The 20,916-nt window shown below is 44.9% G+C and carries 16 protein-coding genes and 1 tRNA gene; 9 read left to right on the top strand and 8 right to left on the bottom strand.

From position 1 onward, the window contains the following. The first annotated feature begins 18 nt into the window (after positions 1-18). The gene (locus tag DN752_RS10175) at positions 19-273 is read left to right on the top strand and encodes a DUF4834 family protein (RefSeq protein WP_112783841.1); all 255 of its coding nucleotides are present in this window, start codon (positions 19-21) and stop codon (positions 271-273) included. A gap of 313 nt (positions 274-586) precedes the next feature. On the opposite strand, the gene DN752_RS10170 is transcribed toward DN752_RS10175, so the two are convergent. Then, positions 587-1,381: a zinc metalloprotease gene (locus tag DN752_RS10170; RefSeq protein ID WP_112783840.1), complete on the bottom strand. Its 795-nt coding sequence runs from the start codon at positions 1,379-1,381 to the stop codon at positions 587-589. Between the two features lie 84 nt (positions 1,382-1,465). After that, positions 1,466-3,100, bottom strand: a complete 1,635-nt coding sequence (locus DN752_RS10165) for a carbon starvation CstA family protein (RefSeq protein WP_112783839.1) — start codon at positions 3,098-3,100, stop codon at positions 1,466-1,468. 228 nt (positions 3,101-3,328) lie between these two features. Here DN752_RS10165 and DN752_RS10160 point away from each other — a divergent pair, with 228 nt between their 5' ends. The 7 genes from DN752_RS10160 to murQ all read left to right on the top strand — a co-directional run bounded on the left by DN752_RS10160 (position 3,329) and on the right by murQ (position 9,943). Further along, a complete protein-coding gene (locus tag DN752_RS10160; RefSeq protein WP_112783838.1) occupies positions 3,329-4,378 on the top strand; it encodes a mechanosensitive ion channel family protein in 1,050 nt (349 codons plus the stop codon). Positions 4,379-4,482: 104 nt separating this feature from the next. Beyond that, positions 4,483-5,325, top strand: coding sequence for an acetyl-CoA carboxylase, carboxyltransferase subunit beta (gene accD / locus DN752_RS10155; protein WP_112783837.1), 843 nt, complete (start codon positions 4,483-4,485; stop codon positions 5,323-5,325). 128 nt (positions 5,326-5,453) lie between these two features. Continuing rightward, complete coding sequence (gene nqrF, locus DN752_RS10150; RefSeq protein ID WP_112783836.1) at positions 5,454-6,758, top strand: NADH:ubiquinone reductase (Na(+)-transporting) subunit F; 1,305 nt, start codon at positions 5,454-5,456, stop codon at positions 6,756-6,758. Between the two features lie 155 nt (positions 6,759-6,913). Beyond that, positions 6,914-8,065, top strand: coding sequence for a formimidoylglutamase (locus tag DN752_RS10145; RefSeq protein ID WP_112783835.1), 1,152 nt, complete (start codon positions 6,914-6,916; stop codon positions 8,063-8,065). A 2-nt stretch (positions 8,066-8,067) separates the two neighbouring features. Next, positions 8,068-8,301, top strand: a complete 234-nt coding sequence (locus tag DN752_RS10140) for a cytochrome b5 domain-containing protein (RefSeq protein WP_112783834.1) — start codon at positions 8,068-8,070, stop codon at positions 8,299-8,301. Beyond that, a complete protein-coding gene (locus DN752_RS10135; RefSeq protein WP_112783833.1) occupies positions 8,298-9,140 on the top strand; it encodes an N-acetylglucosamine kinase in 843 nt (280 codons plus the stop codon). Before DN752_RS10140 ends, DN752_RS10135 begins: the two co-directional genes overlap by 4 nt. Beyond that, entirely contained in the window at positions 9,137-9,943 is an 807-nt protein-coding gene (gene murQ / locus DN752_RS10130; protein ID WP_112783832.1) for an N-acetylmuramic acid 6-phosphate etherase, read from the top strand. The genes DN752_RS10135 and murQ overlap by 4 nt, the downstream gene beginning before the upstream one ends. A gap of 80 nt (positions 9,944-10,023) precedes the next feature. Here murQ and DN752_RS10125 read toward each other — a convergent pair whose 3' ends face one another. After that, a complete protein-coding gene (locus DN752_RS10125) occupies positions 10,024-10,494 on the bottom strand; it encodes a porin family protein (protein WP_112783831.1) in 471 nt (156 codons plus the stop codon). Positions 10,495-10,646: 152 nt separating this feature from the next. Next, positions 10,647-11,705, bottom strand: coding sequence for a 23S rRNA (adenine(2503)-C(2))-methyltransferase RlmN (gene rlmN / locus DN752_RS10120; RefSeq protein ID WP_112783830.1), 1,059 nt, complete (start codon positions 11,703-11,705; stop codon positions 10,647-10,649). A gap of 1,585 nt (positions 11,706-13,290) precedes the next feature. On the opposite strand from rlmN, the gene clpB reads away from it, so the two are divergent. Continuing rightward, positions 13,291-15,903 carry an ATP-dependent chaperone ClpB gene (gene clpB / locus DN752_RS10110; RefSeq protein WP_112783828.1) on the top strand — a complete coding sequence of 871 codons (2,613 nt, stop codon included), beginning with the start codon at positions 13,291-13,293 and terminating at the stop codon, positions 15,901-15,903. 87 nt (positions 15,904-15,990) lie between these two features. Here the strand turns inward: clpB and DN752_RS10105 are convergent, their stop codons facing one another. The 4 genes from DN752_RS10105 to DN752_RS10085 form a co-directional block, all read right to left on the bottom strand. After that, positions 15,991-17,202 carry a glycoside hydrolase family 57 protein gene (locus DN752_RS10105; protein ID WP_112783827.1) on the bottom strand — a complete coding sequence of 404 codons (1,212 nt, stop codon included), beginning with the start codon at positions 17,200-17,202 and terminating at the stop codon, positions 15,991-15,993. Beyond that, positions 17,199-18,488 (bottom strand): glycosyltransferase family 4 protein, encoded by a 1,290-nt coding sequence (locus tag DN752_RS10100; protein ID WP_112783826.1) that lies wholly within the window; start codon positions 18,486-18,488, stop codon positions 17,199-17,201. Before DN752_RS10100 ends, DN752_RS10105 begins: the two co-directional genes overlap by 4 nt. 12 nt (positions 18,489-18,500) lie before the next feature. Beyond that, complete coding sequence (locus DN752_RS10095) at positions 18,501-20,417, bottom strand: amylo-alpha-1,6-glucosidase (protein ID WP_112783825.1); 1,917 nt, start codon at positions 20,415-20,417, stop codon at positions 18,501-18,503. Positions 20,418-20,783: 366 nt separating this feature from the next. Beyond that, a tRNA-His gene (locus DN752_RS10085) sits at positions 20,784-20,859 on the bottom strand. Positions 20,860-20,916: the final 57 nt, after the last annotated feature.

The raw sequence follows: 20,916 nt of genomic DNA, 5'->3' as shown, positions 1-20,916 counted from the left end.
ACAAAAAAACTCATCGTTTTGATTAAATTTCTTTTAATAATTCTTGGCGTTGGATGGTTGCTTGGGCAGCTGGTTCGTTATTTTCTAAGGTCAAAACTGGCACGCTTTGCGCAGCAGGTCAATAGGGCAACGAAAGAACAAGAGCAAGCTCAAAGGCGAGCGAATGATGATGGCGATATTCATGTAGATTATGTCCCAAAATCCTACGATGAAAGAAGAAGTAAGGATATCAAAGGCGGTGAATACGTAGATTATGAAGAGGTCAAAGATTGATTGGTCAAGACTTTGTCTTACTTCTAAAGTAAATAATCAAAAGGAGCTCATAATGGGCTCCTTTTTTGATGTGCGCAAATGACCAAGATAAAGAAAAACGGGGTCAAGCGGAAAGGTTGGGGGATTTGGGAAGGTTTGGATAGAACGCTGATGGCGCAGATGATTAAGAGTGACGCTGATTTATTTTTCCTAAAATGGAAAGGCCAAGTAGTATAAAAATGCCGAAAGGGCGTAACATCCTTCACCATAAGCAATGCCCATGGAGAACATCGAAAACATCAGCCTAGTCGCTGAATTTGAAGCAGTTTCAGGATTACTTACCTCCATTAGCCTTGAGGTCATTTAGGCAGTTTTGATCGAGGGTAGGGATAGGTTGGTTGAGCGTGTTAAAGATGTTGTTGGTTTCTACTGCCCAGTACATTAGACAATCCTCATTGTCGCAGTGCCCGGAGTTTTCGTGGTCTTCATGGTCTTCGGTCATAGCTGTGCCGAGATTGACCAAGCCTAGCAAATGCCCCAGCTCATGTTCAAGTACAGTGGTTTCTAGCCTATCTTTGTCTGGTTTGCCAAAACGGTTGGAATTTTCGACCATTCGTTTGCCTAGCAGTACTAGGGAAGTGTTACGGTGAGCAAATCCTAAGCTTGCCTCCGTTTCGGTGTCTTTTTCGAAATACCCGTCTACGACCAAAATATATAGTCCCAGTTCATCACCCGTATTATAGGCTGTCCGGTTTTCATCTTCGATGTCCCTTACATCCTGTACGCTGTATTTTTCTTGGCCCATTGCAGGAATGGCCTTGGTGACAAGTTGGATGCCCATGGGCTTATTGGCCAAGCTGCCTAGCCAGTCCATCAGTGTGGTAGCAGTGGACGAACTGAGGGGGTATCCCTCCATATAATGGACTTCAAGCTTAATGCTCTTGTAGGTGTCAGCAGACAGGATCTCGTGTGCGGAAATGCCTGGGGCACGTTTGGCAGCTTTGATGCTTTGTACCCGTTCATCTACCTCACTGTCCTTAAAGCAGGATGTGACCATTAGCGCCATTGCCAACATAAATACCCATGTGTATTTTGGCTGACGCTGCTCTTTAACTCTAATAAAATGCATTTTAAATGTATATTATTTCGTTTAAAATAATAACAATAATTTAGCAATGCAAAGTCTAGGCCAAACTGATTGATGCTAAATAGGCTAGTTTTGGGTTTGGGGGAGAGCGGAGTAAGTAGCCAAGCTTTTTTTGGCCAAAATGATCAGTACAATAGAGAGTACAAACAAGCCTCCGGCTATGATAGAGAGAACGTAAGCCTGATCCATAAAGTTTTTCCAAGCGAAAATTCCCAAAGAGGTCAAGGTTACCGTAAACATGAAAAACATGGGAATGACGACAAAGGTAGCATTCACCCTTTTTTTGATTAACCAGACGGCCACAGCCAGCAAGGCTAGGGCTGCCAAAAGCTGGTTGGCAGAGCCGAAGATAGGCCAAAGTGTAGTGAAACCGCCAGAGCTGATCAGCAATATCGATAAGATCACTACGATACCGGTGCTTAGGTATCTATTGGTAGACAGCGTTTTTCCGATAGGCCCTTCCACTCCTTCAAAGTATTCCTGAAAGGTGAACCGCGCTAGGCGGGTACAGGTATCCAAGGTAGTCAAGGCAAAAGCTGATACCGTAAGAGCAACAAAACTAACCGCCAATCCTTCGGGGATTCCTAGGGATCCTATCATGGCGCCCAGTCCATCAGAGAACATCGTGACGGGGCCTTTTGCGACGAGAGTGCTGGCATATTCATCCCGACTGAGCACGATTACCGCACCTACTGCGATGATGGCCAAAAATGATTCGATGAGCATTCCGCCAAATCCAACGACCTTTGCATCCGTTTCTTTATCTATTTGTTTGGATGTAGTGCCTGAAGCCACCAGCGAGTGAAAACCGCTGATAGCTCCGCAGGCAATAGTGACAAATAATACAGGAAATAGATAGCCAAGGTTTTCAGAAGTAACATGTACTTGGCTGTCCATTTTGATGTCAGGATTGGCAAAAAGCACTCCGGCTACTGCAAAAATGATCAGCCCATAGAGCAGAAAGCTGTTAAGGTAGTCTCTTGGCTGCAATAGAAGTGATACTGGCGTCACCGAAGCGATGAAAGCATAGGCAAGTAAAATATACAACCATAACTGGTAGTCCAGTTTAAAAGGGAGTTGCATTCCTAAATAAACGAAGTAGTACATCAGTGCCACTCCAATAATGGAGGTGATGAGGAACAAACTCTTTCTGTGGGCAACCATTTTATTGACCAATCCAAAAACTATCGCCAATGCAATAAAAAGAATGGATGCAGAGGCCACACCGGGATTATTGATGAATGTTTTGGCAATAATGTCCGCAAAAACAGCAATAACAAGGATAAGCGTAGAAAAACTGAATAGCATAAAAAGCTGCTTTCCTCTATGCCCAATGGTGTTGTCAATGATGGTCCCTATGGACTTGCCTTCCGTTCTTAAGGAAGCCACCATGCTGCCCAAGTCATGTACCGCTCCAAAGAAAATCCCCCCTACCAAAATCCAAATTACCGCAGGAACCCACCCAAAAGTCACTGCAATGATCGGCCCCACGATAGGACCTGCTCCAGCAATGGAAGCAAAATGATGCCCCAGTACTACAATGGGCCGACTTGGTTCATAATCCACACCGTCCTGGTATTTATGAGAAGGAGTGACACGGTCGTTCCGGATGTCAAATTTCTTGAAAACAAACTTCCCGTAAATGAAATAAGCTGCGATGAGGATGGCTGCGGCAATGAGCAATAGTGAGGCTAAGGTCATGAGAGACTTTGGATTTATGGTTGGTAGTCTGTATATTATGTCGTGACAGTGTCGGTTTGCGGTCTATCTTTTTGATATATCCTTTAACTGACAAATGTAATTAAACTATTTTGACTTGTGAAGTTTCTACAAGTCGAAAACGGTTGATTAACAGTATGGCCAGTCTGCCAGCTAATGCCAAGCCCAGTAACCTTGCCTATTCATTTCAGATCAAAACCTCTATCAACAATGAATGACAAGCTATATTTTATATTGATTGGTATAGGGCTATTAGTGGGGACCCACCTGTTGTTTTGGACGTTGTTTAAGTCATTGGTAAGGCTATTTTATAAGCCTACTTCAAAGGCAGGAGAGAAAGCAATGAGCCAAACCAGTAATTCCCTTAAATGGGGGTTGTTTTTTGTACTGTTTCCCATTTTGGAACCCTATATTTCTCCAGAAGACTGGTCTTACATCAGTAAGTTTAAGGTGTTCCAGATACTTTTTATAGTGAACCTTGCCTGGATCTTGATTTCCTTTGCCAAGCTGCTTAAATATGTTTTTTTGGAAAGCCACTCTTACGCCAAATTGGATAACCTCCGCGAAAGGAGTTTGTATACACAAGTTTCTTTTATACAGAAAATTCTAGTGGCCATTATCGTGCTGATCGCATTTTCTGCCATTATGATGAACTTTGATGAAGCCAAGAAGTTAGGGCAAGGATTATTGACTTCCGCCGGAGTAGCCGGTATCATCATTGGTTTGGCAGCCCAAAAGTCCATAGCCAACTTTCTGGCAGGATTTCAGATTGCCTTTACCCAGCCCATTCGGATAGATGATGTGGTCGTTGTGGAAGGTGAATGGGGAAAAATCGAAGAGATTAATTTTACTTACGTGGTGGTTTGTATCTGGGACCAGCGCAGGTTGGTGTTGCCGATCAATTATTTCTTGGAGAAGCCCTTTCAGAATTGGACGCGAAATACTGCTGACATTTGGGGAACAGTATTTCTGTATGTGGACCACACGATACCAGTAGCTGATCTCAAGGCAAAACTCAAGGAAATCTTGGGTAGTACGGACTTGTGGGACGGGAAAGTACAGGTGCTCCAAGTGACTGATGTGAAAGAAGCCACAGTAGAATTACGCTGCCTGATGAGTGCCAAGGACAGCCCATCGGCTTTTGATTTGCGCTGTATGGTGAGGGAGCAAATGATTACTTATATTCAGGAAAAATACCCAGATTCCCTGCCAAAAGCACGTGTTTTATTGCACCAAACAGATGAGGTAAAAAGTACCTAATTCAGGTCGTACTAAGGAGAAAGCTACATTTCATTTTATTTACCGGATATTACCTATAAATTTGTAGTCCTGAAAAGATATTTTCAGCCTTAAAACTTCAACATATGGCTTGGTTTAAGAGAAAAGACGCAGGTATAAAGACCTCAACAAAGGAGAAAAAAGATACACCAGATGGACTCTGGTTTAAAACTCCAAAAGGAAATATCATTCACACCCGAGAGTTGAAAAGCAACGCTTATGTTTGTCCGGATGATGATTATCATGTAAAAATAGGCTCAAAGGAGTATTTTGAAATATTGTTTGACAACAATCAATTTCAAGAGCTTGATGAAAATATGATCTCAGGCGACCCCTTGGATTTTGTGGACAGCAAGCCATATACTTCCCGTATCGAGGCCACCATTAGCAAAACCGGCCTTAAAGATGCCGTAAGGTCAGCAGTAGGAAAGCTGGACGGTCAGGATATCGTCGTGGCTTGTATGGATTTTGGGTTTATTGGTGGGTCAATGGGCTCTGTGGTAGGTGAGAAAATCGCCCGGGCCATAGACCATTCCCTGAAAAACAACATCCCGTTTTTAATGATATCTAAGTCAGGAGGTGCCAGAATGATGGAGGCGGGCTTCAGCTTGATGCAAATGGCCAAGACTTCAGCGAAGTTGGCGCTATTGGCAGAGGCCAAGATCCCTTACATCTCCATGCTTACGGATCCGACGACAGGCGGAGTGACGGCATCTTATGCGATGTTGGGTGATTTTAACATTGCCGAGCCTGGGGCTTTGATTGGCTTTGCTGGGCCACGTGTAATCCGGGAGACGATCGGAAAAGACCTTCCAAAAGGCTTTCAGAGTGCCGAATTTGTGCTTGAGCATGGCTTTTTGGATTTTATTGTGGATAGAAGACAGCTGAAGTCCAGGTTGTCTACCTTGCTAAGATTGTTGAAAAAATAATAGGACGTGGATTATTATCTTTAAAATTTACGCAATCAGTCGGCAATTTTAGGGAATAATAAATATATTTGTGTGCCCGTAAAAAGGCGCATTTTATACTGAAAGAGAACTAGAAAAAGCCTTATTAAATGAGTTCAGTAATTATTACGTCAATTGTAGCATTTACTTTGATCATATTGCTACTTGTTTTTATTCTGCTGTTTGCACAGTCTAAGCTGGTCGCATCAGGAGATGTAAACATTATCATCAATGGAGATGAGTCTAACCCTGTGGTAGCTTCTGCGGGTTCTACGCTGCTTTCTACCTTAGGTGGTCAGAAGATATTTCTTCCCTCGGCCTGCGGTGGCGGTGGTACATGTGCCATGTGCAAATGTACGGTCGAAGAAGGTGGAGGAGAGGTATTACCTACCGAAGTAGGTCACCTTAGTAGAGCTGAGCAGCAAAGCAATGTAAGACTTTCCTGTCAGGTGAAGGTGAAAGAGGATATGAGAATTCGTATTCCTGAAGAGATCTTCGGTATCAAGAAGTGGGAATGTGAAGTGGTCTCGAACTACAATGTTTCTACCTTTATCAAGGAATTTAAAGTGAAACTGCCAGAAGGAGAAAACCTGGATTTCGAATCCGGCGGATACATTCAGATCGACGTTCCCGAGATTACTGTTAACTTTAAGGACATTGATATTGCTCCTCACCCTGAGTTGGAGCACCCTGAAGATGTTTACCAGAGTGATTGGGATAAATTTGGCCTGTGGGATTTGGTGATGAAGAACGATGAAGAGCTCTTCCGTGCTTACTCTATGGCCAATCACCCTGCCGAAGGAAACATCATCATGCTGACCATTCGTATTGCCACCCCACCTTGGGACAGGGCCAATAACAAATGGATGGATGTTAACCCAGGAGTGTGCTCTTCTTACGTATTCTCTCGTAAGCCAGGTGACAAAGTGACAATTTCTGGACCTTATGGTGAATTCCACATCAACCCTACCGAAAGAGAAATGATCTATATTGGTGGTGGTGCAGGTATGGCGCCTTTGAGGTCACATATATTCCATCTCTTCCATACGGAGAAAACCAGTCGAAAGGTGTCTTACTGGTATGGTGGTAGATCCAAGAAAGAATTGTTCTATGTTCCTCATTTCAGGGATATCGAAAAAGATTTTGATAATTTCAGGTTTCATATAGGCCTTTCTGAACCACTTCCTGAAGATAACTGGAAGATCAAGAAGGATTTGGAAGACAGGGAAGGTGACGGTTATGTGGGCTTTATCCACCAAGTATTATATGATAACTACCTGAAAGAACATCCAGAGCCAGATGAGGTAGAATATTACCTTTGTGGTCCCCCTTTGATGAACTCTGCAGTATTGAAGCTGTTGGACGACATGGGAGTTCCCAAGGAAAACATTAGATTTGACGACTTCGGTGGTTAAATAGTAAAAGGCTCTGCAAATGCAGGGCCTTTTTTAATTCCCCCCTTGACTTTTTTGTTTAATTTTGAAGGGAAGTCCGCTTTTCCAAATTTGGACGCTATCCGTTTTGTTGGGCAATCATCATTTTACTGCTCAGTTGCATTAAACTATCATTTATGGATTTTAAGCTATTCTTTGACCCTGTTCCAGAATCAATCACGCAACAAAAATATGCGCACAATTCCTTCTTTAAACACATCAATTACCATGGCGAGCTTTTTCCTGATTTAAAGGGAATACAGATCGCTATTATTGGACTGGAAGAAGTACGTGGCACTGATGATGGCGAGTCTGTTGACCAAGCAGCTCATGAAGTGCGAAAGCGGCTTTATCAGCTTAAGCGTGGCTTGGCCCATTATAAAATAGTCGATTTGGGCAATCTCCGAAATGGAGTGGACTTGAAGGAGACCTATATCCGGATCAAGACAGTGGGAGAAGAATTGATGGAACAACAGGTACTTCCTATTTATGTAGGGGGGACACATGACTTGGATGTGGGCCAATACCTTTCTTATGAGGGAATGAAAAAACTGGTCAGTATGCTTACCGTGGATGCCAAAATCGATATGGATGATGAGGGTAAGCCATTTGAGGTGCATTCCCAGGATATAATCCTTCACCAGCCCAATTTCTTGTTTAATTATACCCAGCTGGCCTATCAGAGTTTTTTGACCGATCGTGACCTAGTTAATGTCATGGAAAAATTGTATTTTGATCATGTAAGGCTGGGGCAGTTAAGGGGTAATTTCAAAGAGGTGGAGCCGCTCATCCGTAATGCGGACCTGCTGAGCTTTGACATCTGTGCTGTACAATCAGCTGATGCTCCAGGGGCTTGTGATGCACAGCCTTTTGGACTTACTGCGGAAGAGGCCTGTCAGATTTGCTGGTTTGCAGGAATGAACGAGAAACTCAGCTCTTTGGGACTTTATGGGTATCAGCCTTCTTATGATGATCGCAGGTTTAAGACGGCTTCCGTGATGGCGACCATGGTGTGGTATTTTATTGAAGGGTTTTATCATCGTAAGGACAGCCTGTCCTTCAAGAGCAATGATTATACAAAATACACCGTTTCGCTCGACTCCAAGCCATCTACCATTGTTTTCTACAAAAGTAAACTGAGTGCAAAATGGTGGATGGAGGTGCCCCAGACGGGTAAAGAGAAATTTGAGCGCGATACCATCATTCCCTGTAGCTACCAGGATTACCAAACCGCCCAAAGAGGTGAAGTACCTGACAGGTGGGTCAATGCCCAGCTAAAGTTATACTGAGCATGAAGACTTACACCAGACAACAGCTGGCTTTGAGAAATGGTCAGGATAAACCTGAGATTTGGGTGGCATTTGAAGGGAAAATCTACGATGTATCCCGTTCTCGGCTGTGGAAAAATGGCAAACATTATGAACATTGGGCAGGACAGGATCTGACAGATGAACTAGTAGATGCTCCCCATACAGCCAATGTATTTGACAAATTTGAGCCTATTGGGCAATTGATAGATCAATGATATTAATAGCAGACAGTGGATCGAGCAAAACGGACTGGCGAGGAATCGACAAGGACGGCAATGTCAGCCAATTCAGGGGTGTGGGCTTTAATCCTTATTACCAGACACCTGAAGAAATGGCCACAGAGCTGAATGATGAATTTTTGTTGAAGCTCAAGGAAGAGGTAGTGGCCATTTATTATTATGGTGCAGGCTGTTCCACTCCCGAAAATAAAAAAGGAGTGGCCACAGCTTTGGGAAACCTTTTTGGAAATGCCAAAATCAAAATAGAACATGATCTATTGGCTGCCGCGAGAGCTACCTGCGGCCATGAGGAAGGTATCGCCTGTATTCTCGGTACCGGCTCCAATAGTTGCGATTATAATGGTGACAAGATCACGGACTCCAGGCCTTCACCGGGGTTTATCCTGGGAGATGAAGGAGGCGGCACCTCTATCGGTAAAAAATTCCTTCAAGATTTTATTCATGATGAAATGCCCGCTGTGCTAAAAGAGGAAGCCGCTGATCGATTTCAGCTTACCGCACAGGTGATACAGGACAATGTTTATAGAAAACCTTTTCCAGGGAGGTACATGGCCAGTTTTTGCCGGTTTATCACAGAACATACATCCAATCCGTACTGTTACCTGCTATATTATAATGCGTTTCAGGACTTCTTTAAGAAGCACGTGACCAGATACAGTAATTATGATCAGAAAAAGGTAAGTTTTGTAGGGTCGGTGGCGTTTTATAATAGTGACATACTAAGAAAAGCCGCTGCTGATATGCAGATCCATGTTCATTTAATTTTGGAAAGCCCCATTGCGGGATTGACACTATATCATAAAGACAACCTATGAAAACAACAGAAAGCAGCTCGCATTACGATAACTTGGAAGAAATGAGCGTAGCCGAGCTCATTTCCAGTATGAACAAAGAAGACCAAACTGTTCCTTTGGCAGTGAACAAGGCCTTACCGGCAATAGAGGTGTTGATAGAAAAAATCGTGGAGCGCATGGCCAAGGGCGGGCGACTGTTTTATATTGGTGCCGGTACCAGCGGTAGGCTGGGGATCTTGGATGCTTCCGAGTGTCCTCCCACTTATGGGGTGTCACATGACATGGTCATCGGGTTGATAGCCGGTGGTGATAGTGCGATTAGGAAATCTGTGGAGAAGGCAGAGGATGACCCTGACCAAGCCTGGCAGGATTTAAAAGCCAATGGCATCCATGAATTGGATACGGTGATTGGCATAGCAGCATCTGGAACGACACCTTATGTCATTGGTGGTGTAAAAACCGCAAGGGAACAAGGGCTGCTTACCGGCTGTATCACCTGTAACGAAGGCTCTTCTTTGGCCGCAGAGGCAGAATGTCCAATAGAAGTGGTAGTGGGGCCGGAGTTTGTGACGGGCAGTACTCGTATGAAATCAGGTACGGCACAGAAGTTAGTGCTTAACATGATCTCTACATCCGTAATGATCAAGCTCGGAAAAGTGAAGGGCAATAAAATGGTCAATATGCAATTGTCCAACCAAAAACTGGTGGAGCGCGGTACGCGGATGATCATGGATGCCACCGGATTGGAAGAAGAGCAGGCCAAGGAAAGGTTGCTGAAGTTCGGCTCCGTAAAGGGCGCCCTTGATGATTGGAAACAGGAATAAAGAAAAAAAAAGGCTCCGATTGTAGGACCGGAGCCTTTTACTTATAAACTCGTTGATTTTACCATTTGGGCTGAGTTGGTTTATGGCAAGAAATAAACCAGGCCAAAACGGAATACCGCTTGGCCGCCGTTCATGGCTTGGTATTTTAACTCAGGATTAAATGCCAGGTTATCCGTAAATTTCAGGACACCACCGGCACCGATATTGGCACCAGCAGTACTGCTTGTTGCCTTTACCCCCATGAATTCTGCTGAGTACCAGTTATTGGTAAAACCTAAAAGGCCATACCATTGGAGGATGTCCCTGGTAAAATAATACCGAGCGTCGATGTTCAGGGTACTGGCATTTCCTCCTTCTGGAAAGTAAATCGTAAAGTTCGGAGCAGCTGAAATTTGGTCGGTTATAAGGTATTCTCCCCCGAAGTTGAGGCCAAAGGACTCCAAGTCAAATGCATAATCACCACCAATTTGTAGTCTGATGTCTCCCTCACTTTGGGCTTGTGCGAAAGTAACTGTCATCGCAAACAGTCCTAATAATAATAGTTTTTTCATAGTTATATAAAAGTTTAATTTGTGACATCCAAAAATAAGGCCAAACGACCACTGATCTCAAAATATCCGAAAAGCCTTATTGCTATTTACCCTTGACAAACGACGAAAGGTAAAGTTTAGTTGTACTTTTTAACAATTAAATATTTAAAACATTATATTTCAGCGACTTCGTTTTTGTTCGCGAGTTGGCCGCATGCTGCATCGATGTCCTGGCCCCGGGATTTTCTGACTTTGGCGACTATACCTCGGCTTTCGAGGATGCGTACGTACATGTCCACCGCTTCTTGAGAAGCTTGCCGAAACCCTCCTTCATCGATGGGATTGTACTGGATGATGTTGACCTTGGAAGGAATGTGCTTGCAGAATTTTGCCAAAGCTAAGGCGTGTTCCTCATCGTCGTTGATGCCGTCCCATATCACGTATTCATAAGTGACCTTGCGTTGGGTTTTCTGGTACCAGTATTTTAACGCTTCTGCCAGGTCCTCGACCGGACTTTTGTCATTGATGGGCATCAGGCGGCTTCTGGTCCTGTTGATAGCGGAGTGGAGAGAGAGAGCGAGGTTGAATTTTACTTCATCGTCGGCCATTTTTTTGATGATCTTAGGAATCCCTACCGTGGAAAGCGTGATCCTTCTCGGAGCCATGCCAAGTCCTTCTGGGGCGGTGATCTTGTCAATGGCGTCGATGACATTGGCGTAGTTTAGCAAAGGCTCTCCCATTCCCATAAAGACAATATTGGTCAGGGGACGCTGGAAGTATTTCTCTGCCTCTTCCTTGATGGCGACGACCTGATCATAGATTTCATCTGGGTTCAGGTTTCGCATTCTTTTTAGCCGGGCAGTTGCACAGAAATTACAGTCTAGGCTACAGCCCACCTGTGACGAAACGCAGGCGGTGATCCGCTTGGAAGTAGGGATCAGCACAGACTCCACGATTTTGTTGTCGTAGAGTTTGACGGCATTTTTGATGGTACCATCATTGGAATGCTGCATCAGGTCCACCTTGACGTGGTTGATGGTGAAGTGGGCCTTCAGCATTTCACGGGTGGACAGGGAAATATTGGTCATGTCATCAAAATTCTTCAATGACTTGTTCCACAGCCAATCGTATACTTGGTTGGCCCTGAACTTTTTGTCCCCTTCAGATAGGAAGAAGTCTTGGAGTTCTTCCAAGCTCAATTTCCTGATATCTTTTTTCTCACCCGTTTTCATAATGCAAAGGTAGGGAATTTATGGGATTGTAAAACAGTGGCGATGTGTCAAGTCAGGGCAAACGCATTAAGTGTTTTGAAGGGGAACAATTTTCGTGTAGGGATAGCTATCATCCGTGCCGATGGCACTCGTTCTGGAAAATGAGAGGATCTTAACCTTCTGCGGATGAATCCACAGGTTACAAAATTTATCGTGCCGCTGGCACTTTGCCTCGATTTATACATTGGAAACCGCAGTAGCCTATCTTACCGAATGGCGGGATGGGCTGAAAGAATGATGAGTTGATTTGGTTGAGTTTAAACCCCGAATTAATGCCGTTTAGTTTAGTGTGTATCTGGAAATATGTGTTCTATATTTTTTCCTTGGGCAGTTATTTTTCTTGCTAAATTCCAAGATGGTTTTCATCTCTTTACCTTTGTCACTTTTTTGCTTCAGGTCAAAAAAGTAACCAAAAAACCCCGCCGCTGTGCATCTATTGGCCTAAAATTAAAATCTTCCCTCATGCAGGCAAACTCCTCCTTTTTAGCTGCCTACATTCTTTTTGGCCAGAATTTCGTCAAACAAGCCTGCCTTTTTGCCCGCCCGCTTTTTAATTTCTTAACGCCCAATACCTGCAAGGCGGATTCAGTTAATAAGTCCCAAAAAGGTGTTGCTTCCATATGACGGCCCTTGGTATGCCTGTTTTTCATCCGGTGGTGCAGGCTGTTAAGAAAGGGAGTTAGCTCGCGTCGTGGAACAGCGAGATCCACTCTCTTTTAGCCCGGAGCCACTGGGTGAAAATTAAAATGGGTGACTGATCCACGTCGCATGGGAAATCTATATCCCATTTTAAAGGGCAGACCACCGGCCTAGATTTTTTTCTTTCTTTTTTCATCAATGGAAAAAAGGAAAAGGATACAATCCACCAAAATGGCCAAAGCCATACAGTTAAAGTCAAATAGAAAAGAAACTCCTAGCATGTGAAAACAGGGAAATAGCCTTAACTAAACGGCATTGAACCCCGAATATGCGTTAGCAACTGAGTATCCTGCCTCATCCGCCTTTGACGGAGGGTCATATAGAAGGTGCAGGTGACAACCTGCACTCAAGTTAGGCCAAAGGCATTTATTAGCCCGAGTTCGATTTACAAATAAACACTGCGAGCCGATTTGTCTTCCAAAGGAATAAGCCATGCGGGTCCTGTTGAGTTAAAATCTATTGGCCCCTAGTTCCGCTGCGCAGCTGTCTGAACAACAGTTTTTTCAACATATACCTTAGTGTCTTGGTGGCTTAGTGGCTTCCGTTTTTAACCTTAATTATGCATTAGAAACCGTAATAGGTAGGCGAATGCATATTCCAGGTTTAATGCCAAAAAAAAAGAGAAAGTTGCGGGCAAGTAAATTTAGTGAGTGACAAAAGATGGGATAGGAATCTTTTGATGATGCAATTTTACTGTCAAAAAGTCCTAAATAGACGTGTTTTTTGTGCTTTATCAGACATTTTTTCCGAATAATTCGATTTTTACGGATTGGTGCTGGATTTGATAAATGTATGCTGAGCACGAAGCTCAAAAGATAATCTTGAAAAAAATAAGCAATAGATAAAAATGGATTTTAAACAATTTACGATCAAATCGCAGGAAGCCATTCAAAAAGCGGCAGAGCTTTGTATGGCCGAGCAGCAGCAGGCCATTGAGCCGGCACATGTGCTAAAGGGGATCCTTGCGGAAGATGAGAGCGTGGTTGATTTTGTTTTCAAAAAACTTGGGGTGAACAGGAAGTTGATTTCGCAGAAATTGGACGAGATCATCCAGTCATTCCCTAAAGTCAGTGGGCAGCAACCGTACCTGTCCAATGCAGGAAATCAAGTATTGACCAAAGCAAAAGGTTACCTGAAAACATTTGGGGATGAGTTTGTGGCGGTAGAGCATTTGCTACTGGGAATTCTTTCTGGCGGTGATAAGTCGGCCCAGTTGCTCAAAGACCAAGGTGTAACCGAAAAAGGGCTGATCGAAGCCATCAAAGAATTAAGACAGGGCAGTAAAGTGACTGACCAAAACGCAGAAGCAAAATACAGGTCTCTGGAAAAGTACTCCAAAAACTTGAATGAATTGGCCAAGAAGGGTAAAATTGATCCAGTTATTGGTCGTGATGAAGAGATCAGGAGGGTGCTACAGATTTTGGCACGAAGGACCAAAAACAACCCCATCCTACTGGGTGAGCCAGGTGTTGGTAAGACTGCGATAGTGGAAGGCTTGGCGCAGCGGATCGTTAGCGGCGATGTGCCAGAAAACCTAAAGTCCAAAACCCTGATTTCCCTGGATATGGGCTTACTGGTAGCTGGTGCCAAGTACAAAGGTGAGTTCGAAGAAAGGCTGAAAGCAGTCATCAAAGAGGTGACTGATTCCGATGGAGAGATCATTCTGTTCATCGATGAAATCCATACCTTGATCGGTGCAGGTGGCGGTGGCGAAGGAGCCATGGATGCGGCCAACTTGCTGAAGCCGGCCCTTGCGAGGGGTGAGTTACATGCCATAGGAGCCACTACGCTGAAGGAATACCAAAAATACGTGGAGAAGGACAAGGCCTTAGAACGAAGGTTCCAGTCGGTGATCGTGGATGAGCCGGATGCTGCCGATGCCATTTCCATCTTACGTGGTATCAAGGACAAGTACGAGTTGCACCATGGGGTGAGGGTGAAGGATGATGCCGTTATTTCAGCGGTGGAATTGTCCCAGCGGTATATCTCAGATCGCTTCTTGCCTGACAAAGCCATCGACTTGATGGACGAAGCTGCGGCCAAGTTGAGGATGGAGATAGATTCCCTTCCTCAGGAGCTGGACGAGCTGAACAGGCGGATCATGCAGTTGGAAATCGAGCGGGAAGCCATCCGTCGTGAGAAGAACAAGGACAAAGAGTCGGTGTTGAGCAAGGAAATAGCCGAGTTGTCAGAGACGCGCCAGTCAGTGAAGGCCAAATGGGAAAGTGAAAAGGCGGTCATTATGGGCATTCAGCGCGAGAAAGAAAATATCGACAAGTTTAAATTGGAAGCCGAGCAAGCCGAGCGCACTGGGGATTTTGGAAAAGTAGCGGAGATCCGTTACGGCAAGATCAGCGAAAGTGAGCAGAAACTGGAATCGTTCAAGGAGCAACTTCAGGAGATGCAGGAAGGTTCGCCTTTGCTGAAAGAGGAAGTGGATGCTGAAGATGTTGCGGCCGTAGTGGCCAAGTGGACAGGGATTCCTGTTTCCAGGATGTTGGAGAGTGAGCGAGAGAAGTTGCTTCACTTGGAAGATGAGCTTGGCAAGCGCGTGGCTGGTCAGGAAGAAGCGATTGCTGCTTTGTCCGATGCGGTACGCAGGAGCCGGGCTGGCCTGCAGGATCCCAAGCGACCCATAGGTTCCTTCATCTTTATGGGAACCACCGGTGTGGGGAAGACGGAATTGGCCAAGGCATTGGCAGAGTACCTTTTCAATGACGATAATGCCATGGTTCGGATCGATATGTCCGAATATCAGGAGCGGCATGCGGTAAGTAGACTGGTGGGAGCACCTCCAGGCTATGTGGGCTATGACGAAGGTGGCCAGCTGACAGAAGCGGTGAGAAGGAAGCCTTATTCTGTTATTCTCTTGGATGAGATAGAGAAAGCCCACCCTGATGTGTTCAACATCCTCTTGCAGGTATTGGATGATGGTAGGTTGACGGATAATAAAGGTCGAGTGGCCAATTTCAAAAACACGATTATTATCCTGACGACCAACATCGGCTCGCAGTTGATTCAAGAGCGGTTTGCTTCCATCGATGACTGGAACAAAGAGCAGGTGATGGAGGATACCAAGAAGGAAGTGTTTGAGTTGTTGAAAAAGTCAGTTAGGCCAGAATTCTTGAACAGGATCGATGAGACCGTTATGTTTGAGCCATTGAACAGGGAAGTTACCCGCAAGATCGTGGATATTCAATGGAAGGAGATCCAGCAGCGATTGGCTGATTCGGGAATAGAAATCGATGCGACCAAGGAGGTGCTTGATTATCTTGGAGAGGTAGGTTTCGACCCGCAATTCGGAGCACGGCCACTGAAGAGAACCATGCAGCGATTGGTTTTGAATGAATTGTCCAAACAGATCCTAAGCGGATACATCAAAAACGATGCAGCGGTCTTGGTAGACTTGGATGCAGATAAACAGGTTTACTTTAAGAATGTAGAAGATGTGGAAGTATGATCTAGGACAAGGCGCTGCTGATGTTGATCAAGCAGTCAGTTGCAGTTGAAGCTAATAAAAATCCCCGGTAGTGAGCCGGGGATTTTTTTATTTTTCTGTAATGGGTGTGTTCTGCTCTTTTTTCAGCCTCAGCATAAAATCGCTAAGGACATTCATGAAGTTGATGAATGCCTCATAGGGGCTATCGTAAGGGCTGAAATAAGCGTGAATATCTCCATCGGAGAAAAATTTGGTACACATGTAATAGAAGTGGTCACTGGTCTGGAGGTATTTCCAGTCTTTTTGGATTTGTGGATCCTTCGACTGTCGGACCAGCGGTTCCAGCTCATACAGGCGGTCAAATGCTTCGTCCTGAAGGTCATTGCCCAGCCAAGCGGTGAGATCCCGTTCTTCATCCGCCCAAGAAATAGGGACAGGCACATGGATCTTGCCGACAGGTGAGGCTTCTTCCACTACCATTGATGGGGTGGAGAAGGAGAAGTTCGATTGGTTCAATACCGCGTCAGGGAGATGGCGCATAAACTCAAAAATGCCGCTTTCTGCCCATTGGTGCTCACCAAAGGTCTCGTAGTCCATGAACAGGTTGATGACCTCCTCTTCTTGGGGAATTTGATTGATCCAATTGACGAATTTGTCCGTGGTGAGTGGCCAGTCCGCCCAGGCTTTTTCCCCAAAACGGAAGGCGATATCATCGCTTAAGCGGAAGTTTTTGAGGAGCACTTTTAACTTTGGCTCGATGGCATTGCAGTAGACATAATTGGGGCTTTTCCAGCCTAGGATATGCTTGGCGCCTTCTGTGAGAATCGCCTCATAGCCAAGTTCTGCGACCATTTCACCGATGATGTCCGAATAGATCAATTCGGTGTTACGGAATACTTTCGGGGTATAGCCATTAAAGAGTTTTTTGACTTTCTCTTGTTGTGCGCGCACCATGTCATGAAATTCCTCTTTGCTTTTTAAGGCAGAAAGGGCATGGGCGTAGGTTTCGTTCAGCAATTCTGCATGGCCAGTGGCCACGAGTTTCTGGAAGCTCTCCAGGACGTCAGGAGCATATTCCTCCATTTGGTCCATGAATACTCCCGAAAGAGAGAAGCTGACTTTGAACTTACCCTGGTACTTTTCGATCAATTCGAGCAGTAAAGCATTCATGGGCAGATAGCATTTTTCGGCTACTTTTCGCATGATGCTTTTATTGGCAAAGTCATCCCAGTAGTGATGATCTTCGCCAATATCAAAGAATCGGTAAGGTTTTAGCCGATACGGCTGGTGTACCTGAAAATAAAAACAAATGGTTCTCATGAATGTGTTACGGTTAGAGTTTTATCATAAAGGGCGAAGATCTTTTCAGCGACGTGCTCCCACTTCATTTTTTTGAGTTCTTCACTTCCGCATTGTTGGAACATCGTAGATATCCCTCCATAGTGAAGCAGGGCAAAGATGGCATCTGCCATTGCGTCAATGTCCCAAAAATCTATTTTTAGTGCATTGGTAAGGACTTCTGCTACTCCCGATTGCTTGGAAATAATCACGGGAGTGTTGTAGCGGACAGCTTCAAGGGGAGAGATGCCAAACGGCTCCGACACGGAAGGCATCACATAGACATCGCTGATGGCAAACATCTGATCTACATCTCCGCCTTTTAGAAAACCGGTAAAATGGAATTTGGTGGCTATCCGCAATTCAGCCACGCGGTCGATCATCCTGTTCATCAGGTCGCCTGATCCTGCCATTACGAAGCGGACATTTTCGTCTTTTTTGAGTACCTTATTGGCTGCTTCTATAAAGTATTCAGGGCCTTTTTGGAAGGTTATTCTTCCTAGAAAAGTAACTATTTTTTCAGGGACTTTCTTAGTGGCTGTGCTGGTGATGATACTGGTGTCCAGAACAGCATTATGGATGACGGTGACCTTTTCTTCAGGAATGCCATAGCGGGTAATGATCGTTTTCTTGGTGAGATGGCTTACAGCGATGATCTTGTCTGCTATTTCCATGCCAGATCGCTCGATGTCATATACGCGCTGGTTGACATGCTCACCTGATCGGTCAAATTCTGTGGCGTGTACATGGACAACAAGTGGCTTTCCGCTGATTTTTTTGGCGGCTACACCTGCAGGAAAAGAGAGCCAGTCATGGGCATGGATGATGTCATGCTCCTTGCTTTTGGCGATTTGGGCACCCACTAACGCATAACGCGATACTTCCATGATCAGGTCCTTGGTGTATTTACCGCTAAAAGAGAACTTATTGGCAAAAATGCTTTCATCCACGTCCGTTCTGTCATGGAGGGCCTTATCGGTGAATCGGGCGTACTCTTCCGGTCCTAGGTATGGTATTAAGAAGGAACTGACCTCTAAATAAGTGAGGTTTTTCCAAATTTCTTTAAACCGCTTTTCCCTGTAATCGATCTCGACATCGCTGGCATTGACAAAGTCTGCCAGTGGATCTTCATCTCCATAGAGCTTTGGCACGACAAAAACCACTTCGTGGTCAAAATGTGCCATTCCTTTAAGAAGTCCATAGCAGGCAGTGCCCAACCCACCGGAGATGTGCGGCGGAAATTCCCATCCAAACATTAATACCTTCATAAAAAATTACGTTTAATATTGATTAACTAAATGCATGATCCGGAGAAGCTCTCCGACACTCCAAGCTTGTGAAATAGCTCCTTTTGGCCTGTGTGGAGGGTCGCCATCGTAAATCTCCGCAATGGAGCCAATGCCATATTGTGTCATGGTGTCGTCAAAGCCTTCAAGGAGCTTTTCGATCATGTTTTTGCCCGCTTTGCCGTGTATTTTTAAGTAGCCTTCTGCAAAATGCCCAAGTAGCCATGGCCATACCGTCCCTTGGTGATATGCATTGTCTCTTTGGTACTGGTTTCCTTGGTAGTAGCCTTTGTAGGCGGGGTTACGGGGAGCCAGTGTCCTGAGTCCTCTAGGAGTGAGGAGGTAGAGCTTGATGGCTTCCAGTACGTCAGCTTTCTGGGGATCGTCCAGTGGGCTGTAAGGAAGTGAAGTGCTGAATACCATATTGGGTCGGATGGACCAATCTTTATGGTTGCCGTCGACAACATCAGCGAGGTAGCCTTTCTCTTTGTCCCAAAAATTGGTAACGAAGGCGGCTTTAACCTTTTCTGCCAACTCTCTTGCAAAATCTTCGCCTGTAAGTTCGTGGTAATAACAAAGTGCGTTGTACCAAAGTGCATTGATCTCAACTGGGCAGCCGATCCGCGGAGTAACAGGGCCATCGGAGGTGACTGCATCCATCCAGGTAAGGGCGATACCTTCTTGTCCGCCATAGAGCAGGCCGTTTTCCAGTACCTTGATATTGAAATCACTCCCGGCCAAGAGCCCGTCGATAATGCCTTTCAGCTTGGGGAGGTATTGGTCGGTGATAGTTTTACGATCTCCTGTGTAGTTTTCGTATTGCTGCCACGCCCAAAAATACCAGAGTGGGGCATCCAGCGTGTTCATGTTAAACTGTCCTCCGCTGCCAATATTGGGAAACATGGCACCTTTGATGTCTTTTGACATGGTGTGCATGACCTCTTTAAAAGTGGTGTCGTCACCTTGTGTAAGGGTGAGGCCTGGAACGGCGATCAACGTGTCCCTTCCCCACCAGCCAAACCAAGGGTAACCGGCAATGACCCTGGTCTCATCACCGCGCCGACTGATGAATTGGCCAGCGGCATTTTTAAGGCAGTTTTCGAAATTGTCTCTTGGTGTCCTTCTCTTGAGTTCTCGTTCAAAGGCTTCTGCCAAAGAATCGGGATCTGCTTCCTCTAAGCCAGCGGCAAATATGACGGACTCCCCTTTTTCGATGGGGAATTCAAAATAGCCGGGTACGTAAAGGTCTTCCAGAAAGTCGTAACCGCGTTCTTTTTCCCTAATGTACTCGATGTCGTAGTACCAGTCTGGAACCGCTATAAAGTCATTCTTTTTGGAGGTTTGGAGGGATAATGGAGAGTAGGCTTCGTACAGTTTGAATTCAAGGCCGTTTTTTACTTTGTTGTATTTTTTATTGACATAGGTGTTGGCCTTGGATAGACCATGATAACCCCTGAAGGCCAAAAAAGGACTCAGCCGGAGTGTGGTGGGCGAGTGAGCATCCAATAGGGTGTATTTTATCATCATTCGGTCTGCGGTGGTGTCGAGGATCATTTCTTTTTGTAGGACTACACCGCCTACCCTGTATATTAGGTTGGGGATGGGCTCAGTGCTATAGTCTTCCAAGTATTTATGCCCTCTGGGCGAATAGTTGCCGGGGTATTTGCAGATGCCGAGGTTAAAACTGGCTCCTCGCTGGATGACTGTTTCGTGAATGGTGGATAGCAGGACATGGAGCTGCGAATCTATTTGTGGTTGTGGTGCCACTAGCAGCCCGTGGTATTTCCTTGTGTTACATCCGATGATAGTGGTGCTGGTATAGCATCCCGATCGGTTGGACCTGATGGTTTCTTTTTCGAGAGAATAATTTAAGTTAATTAATTCTGTCTTATCAAAATGGATGTAGCTCATTGATTTAACGCAGTTAAAAGTGGTTTTTGTGTAATTACTAAAAATACCTTAATACTGCGAAAAGAAAAATAAAATGCGAAAAAATAAAGGTCACTAAATTATGACCTTTTTACTATTATCTGGTAATTGATTTAACGTTTTCTTTTTGTACCTCATCGAAGTTCTTCAAAGACTCTTCGAATTTTGCCATATACATTTGAATATCCTTCAAATTTACTGGTTTTACCTTAGGGAAGGTAGGTCGTTGTTTGAATAATGTGAACATTACTGCAATTTTTTGATGATACATTCTTCCGACAAATAGCATGCCGAACTAGTTCCTTGCTCCTTATATAAAAAGAAAAACCCCTCATTATGAGGGGTTTTGGGTGGAAGACCGGGTTCGAACCGGCGACCTCTGGTGCCACAAACCAGCGCTCTAACCAGCTGAGCTACAACCACCATATTAGTAAGTTCAATTCAGGTCTTTTCCCTGAACGGACTGCAAAGGTAATACACG

Source organism: Echinicola strongylocentroti, from assembly GCF_003260975.1.
In the GTDB taxonomy this organism is placed as follows: domain Bacteria; phylum Bacteroidota; class Bacteroidia; order Cytophagales; family Cyclobacteriaceae; genus Echinicola; species Echinicola strongylocentroti.
Note: the sequence above shows the minus strand (reverse complement) of the source record. Positions and strands in the feature narration are given on the sequence as shown.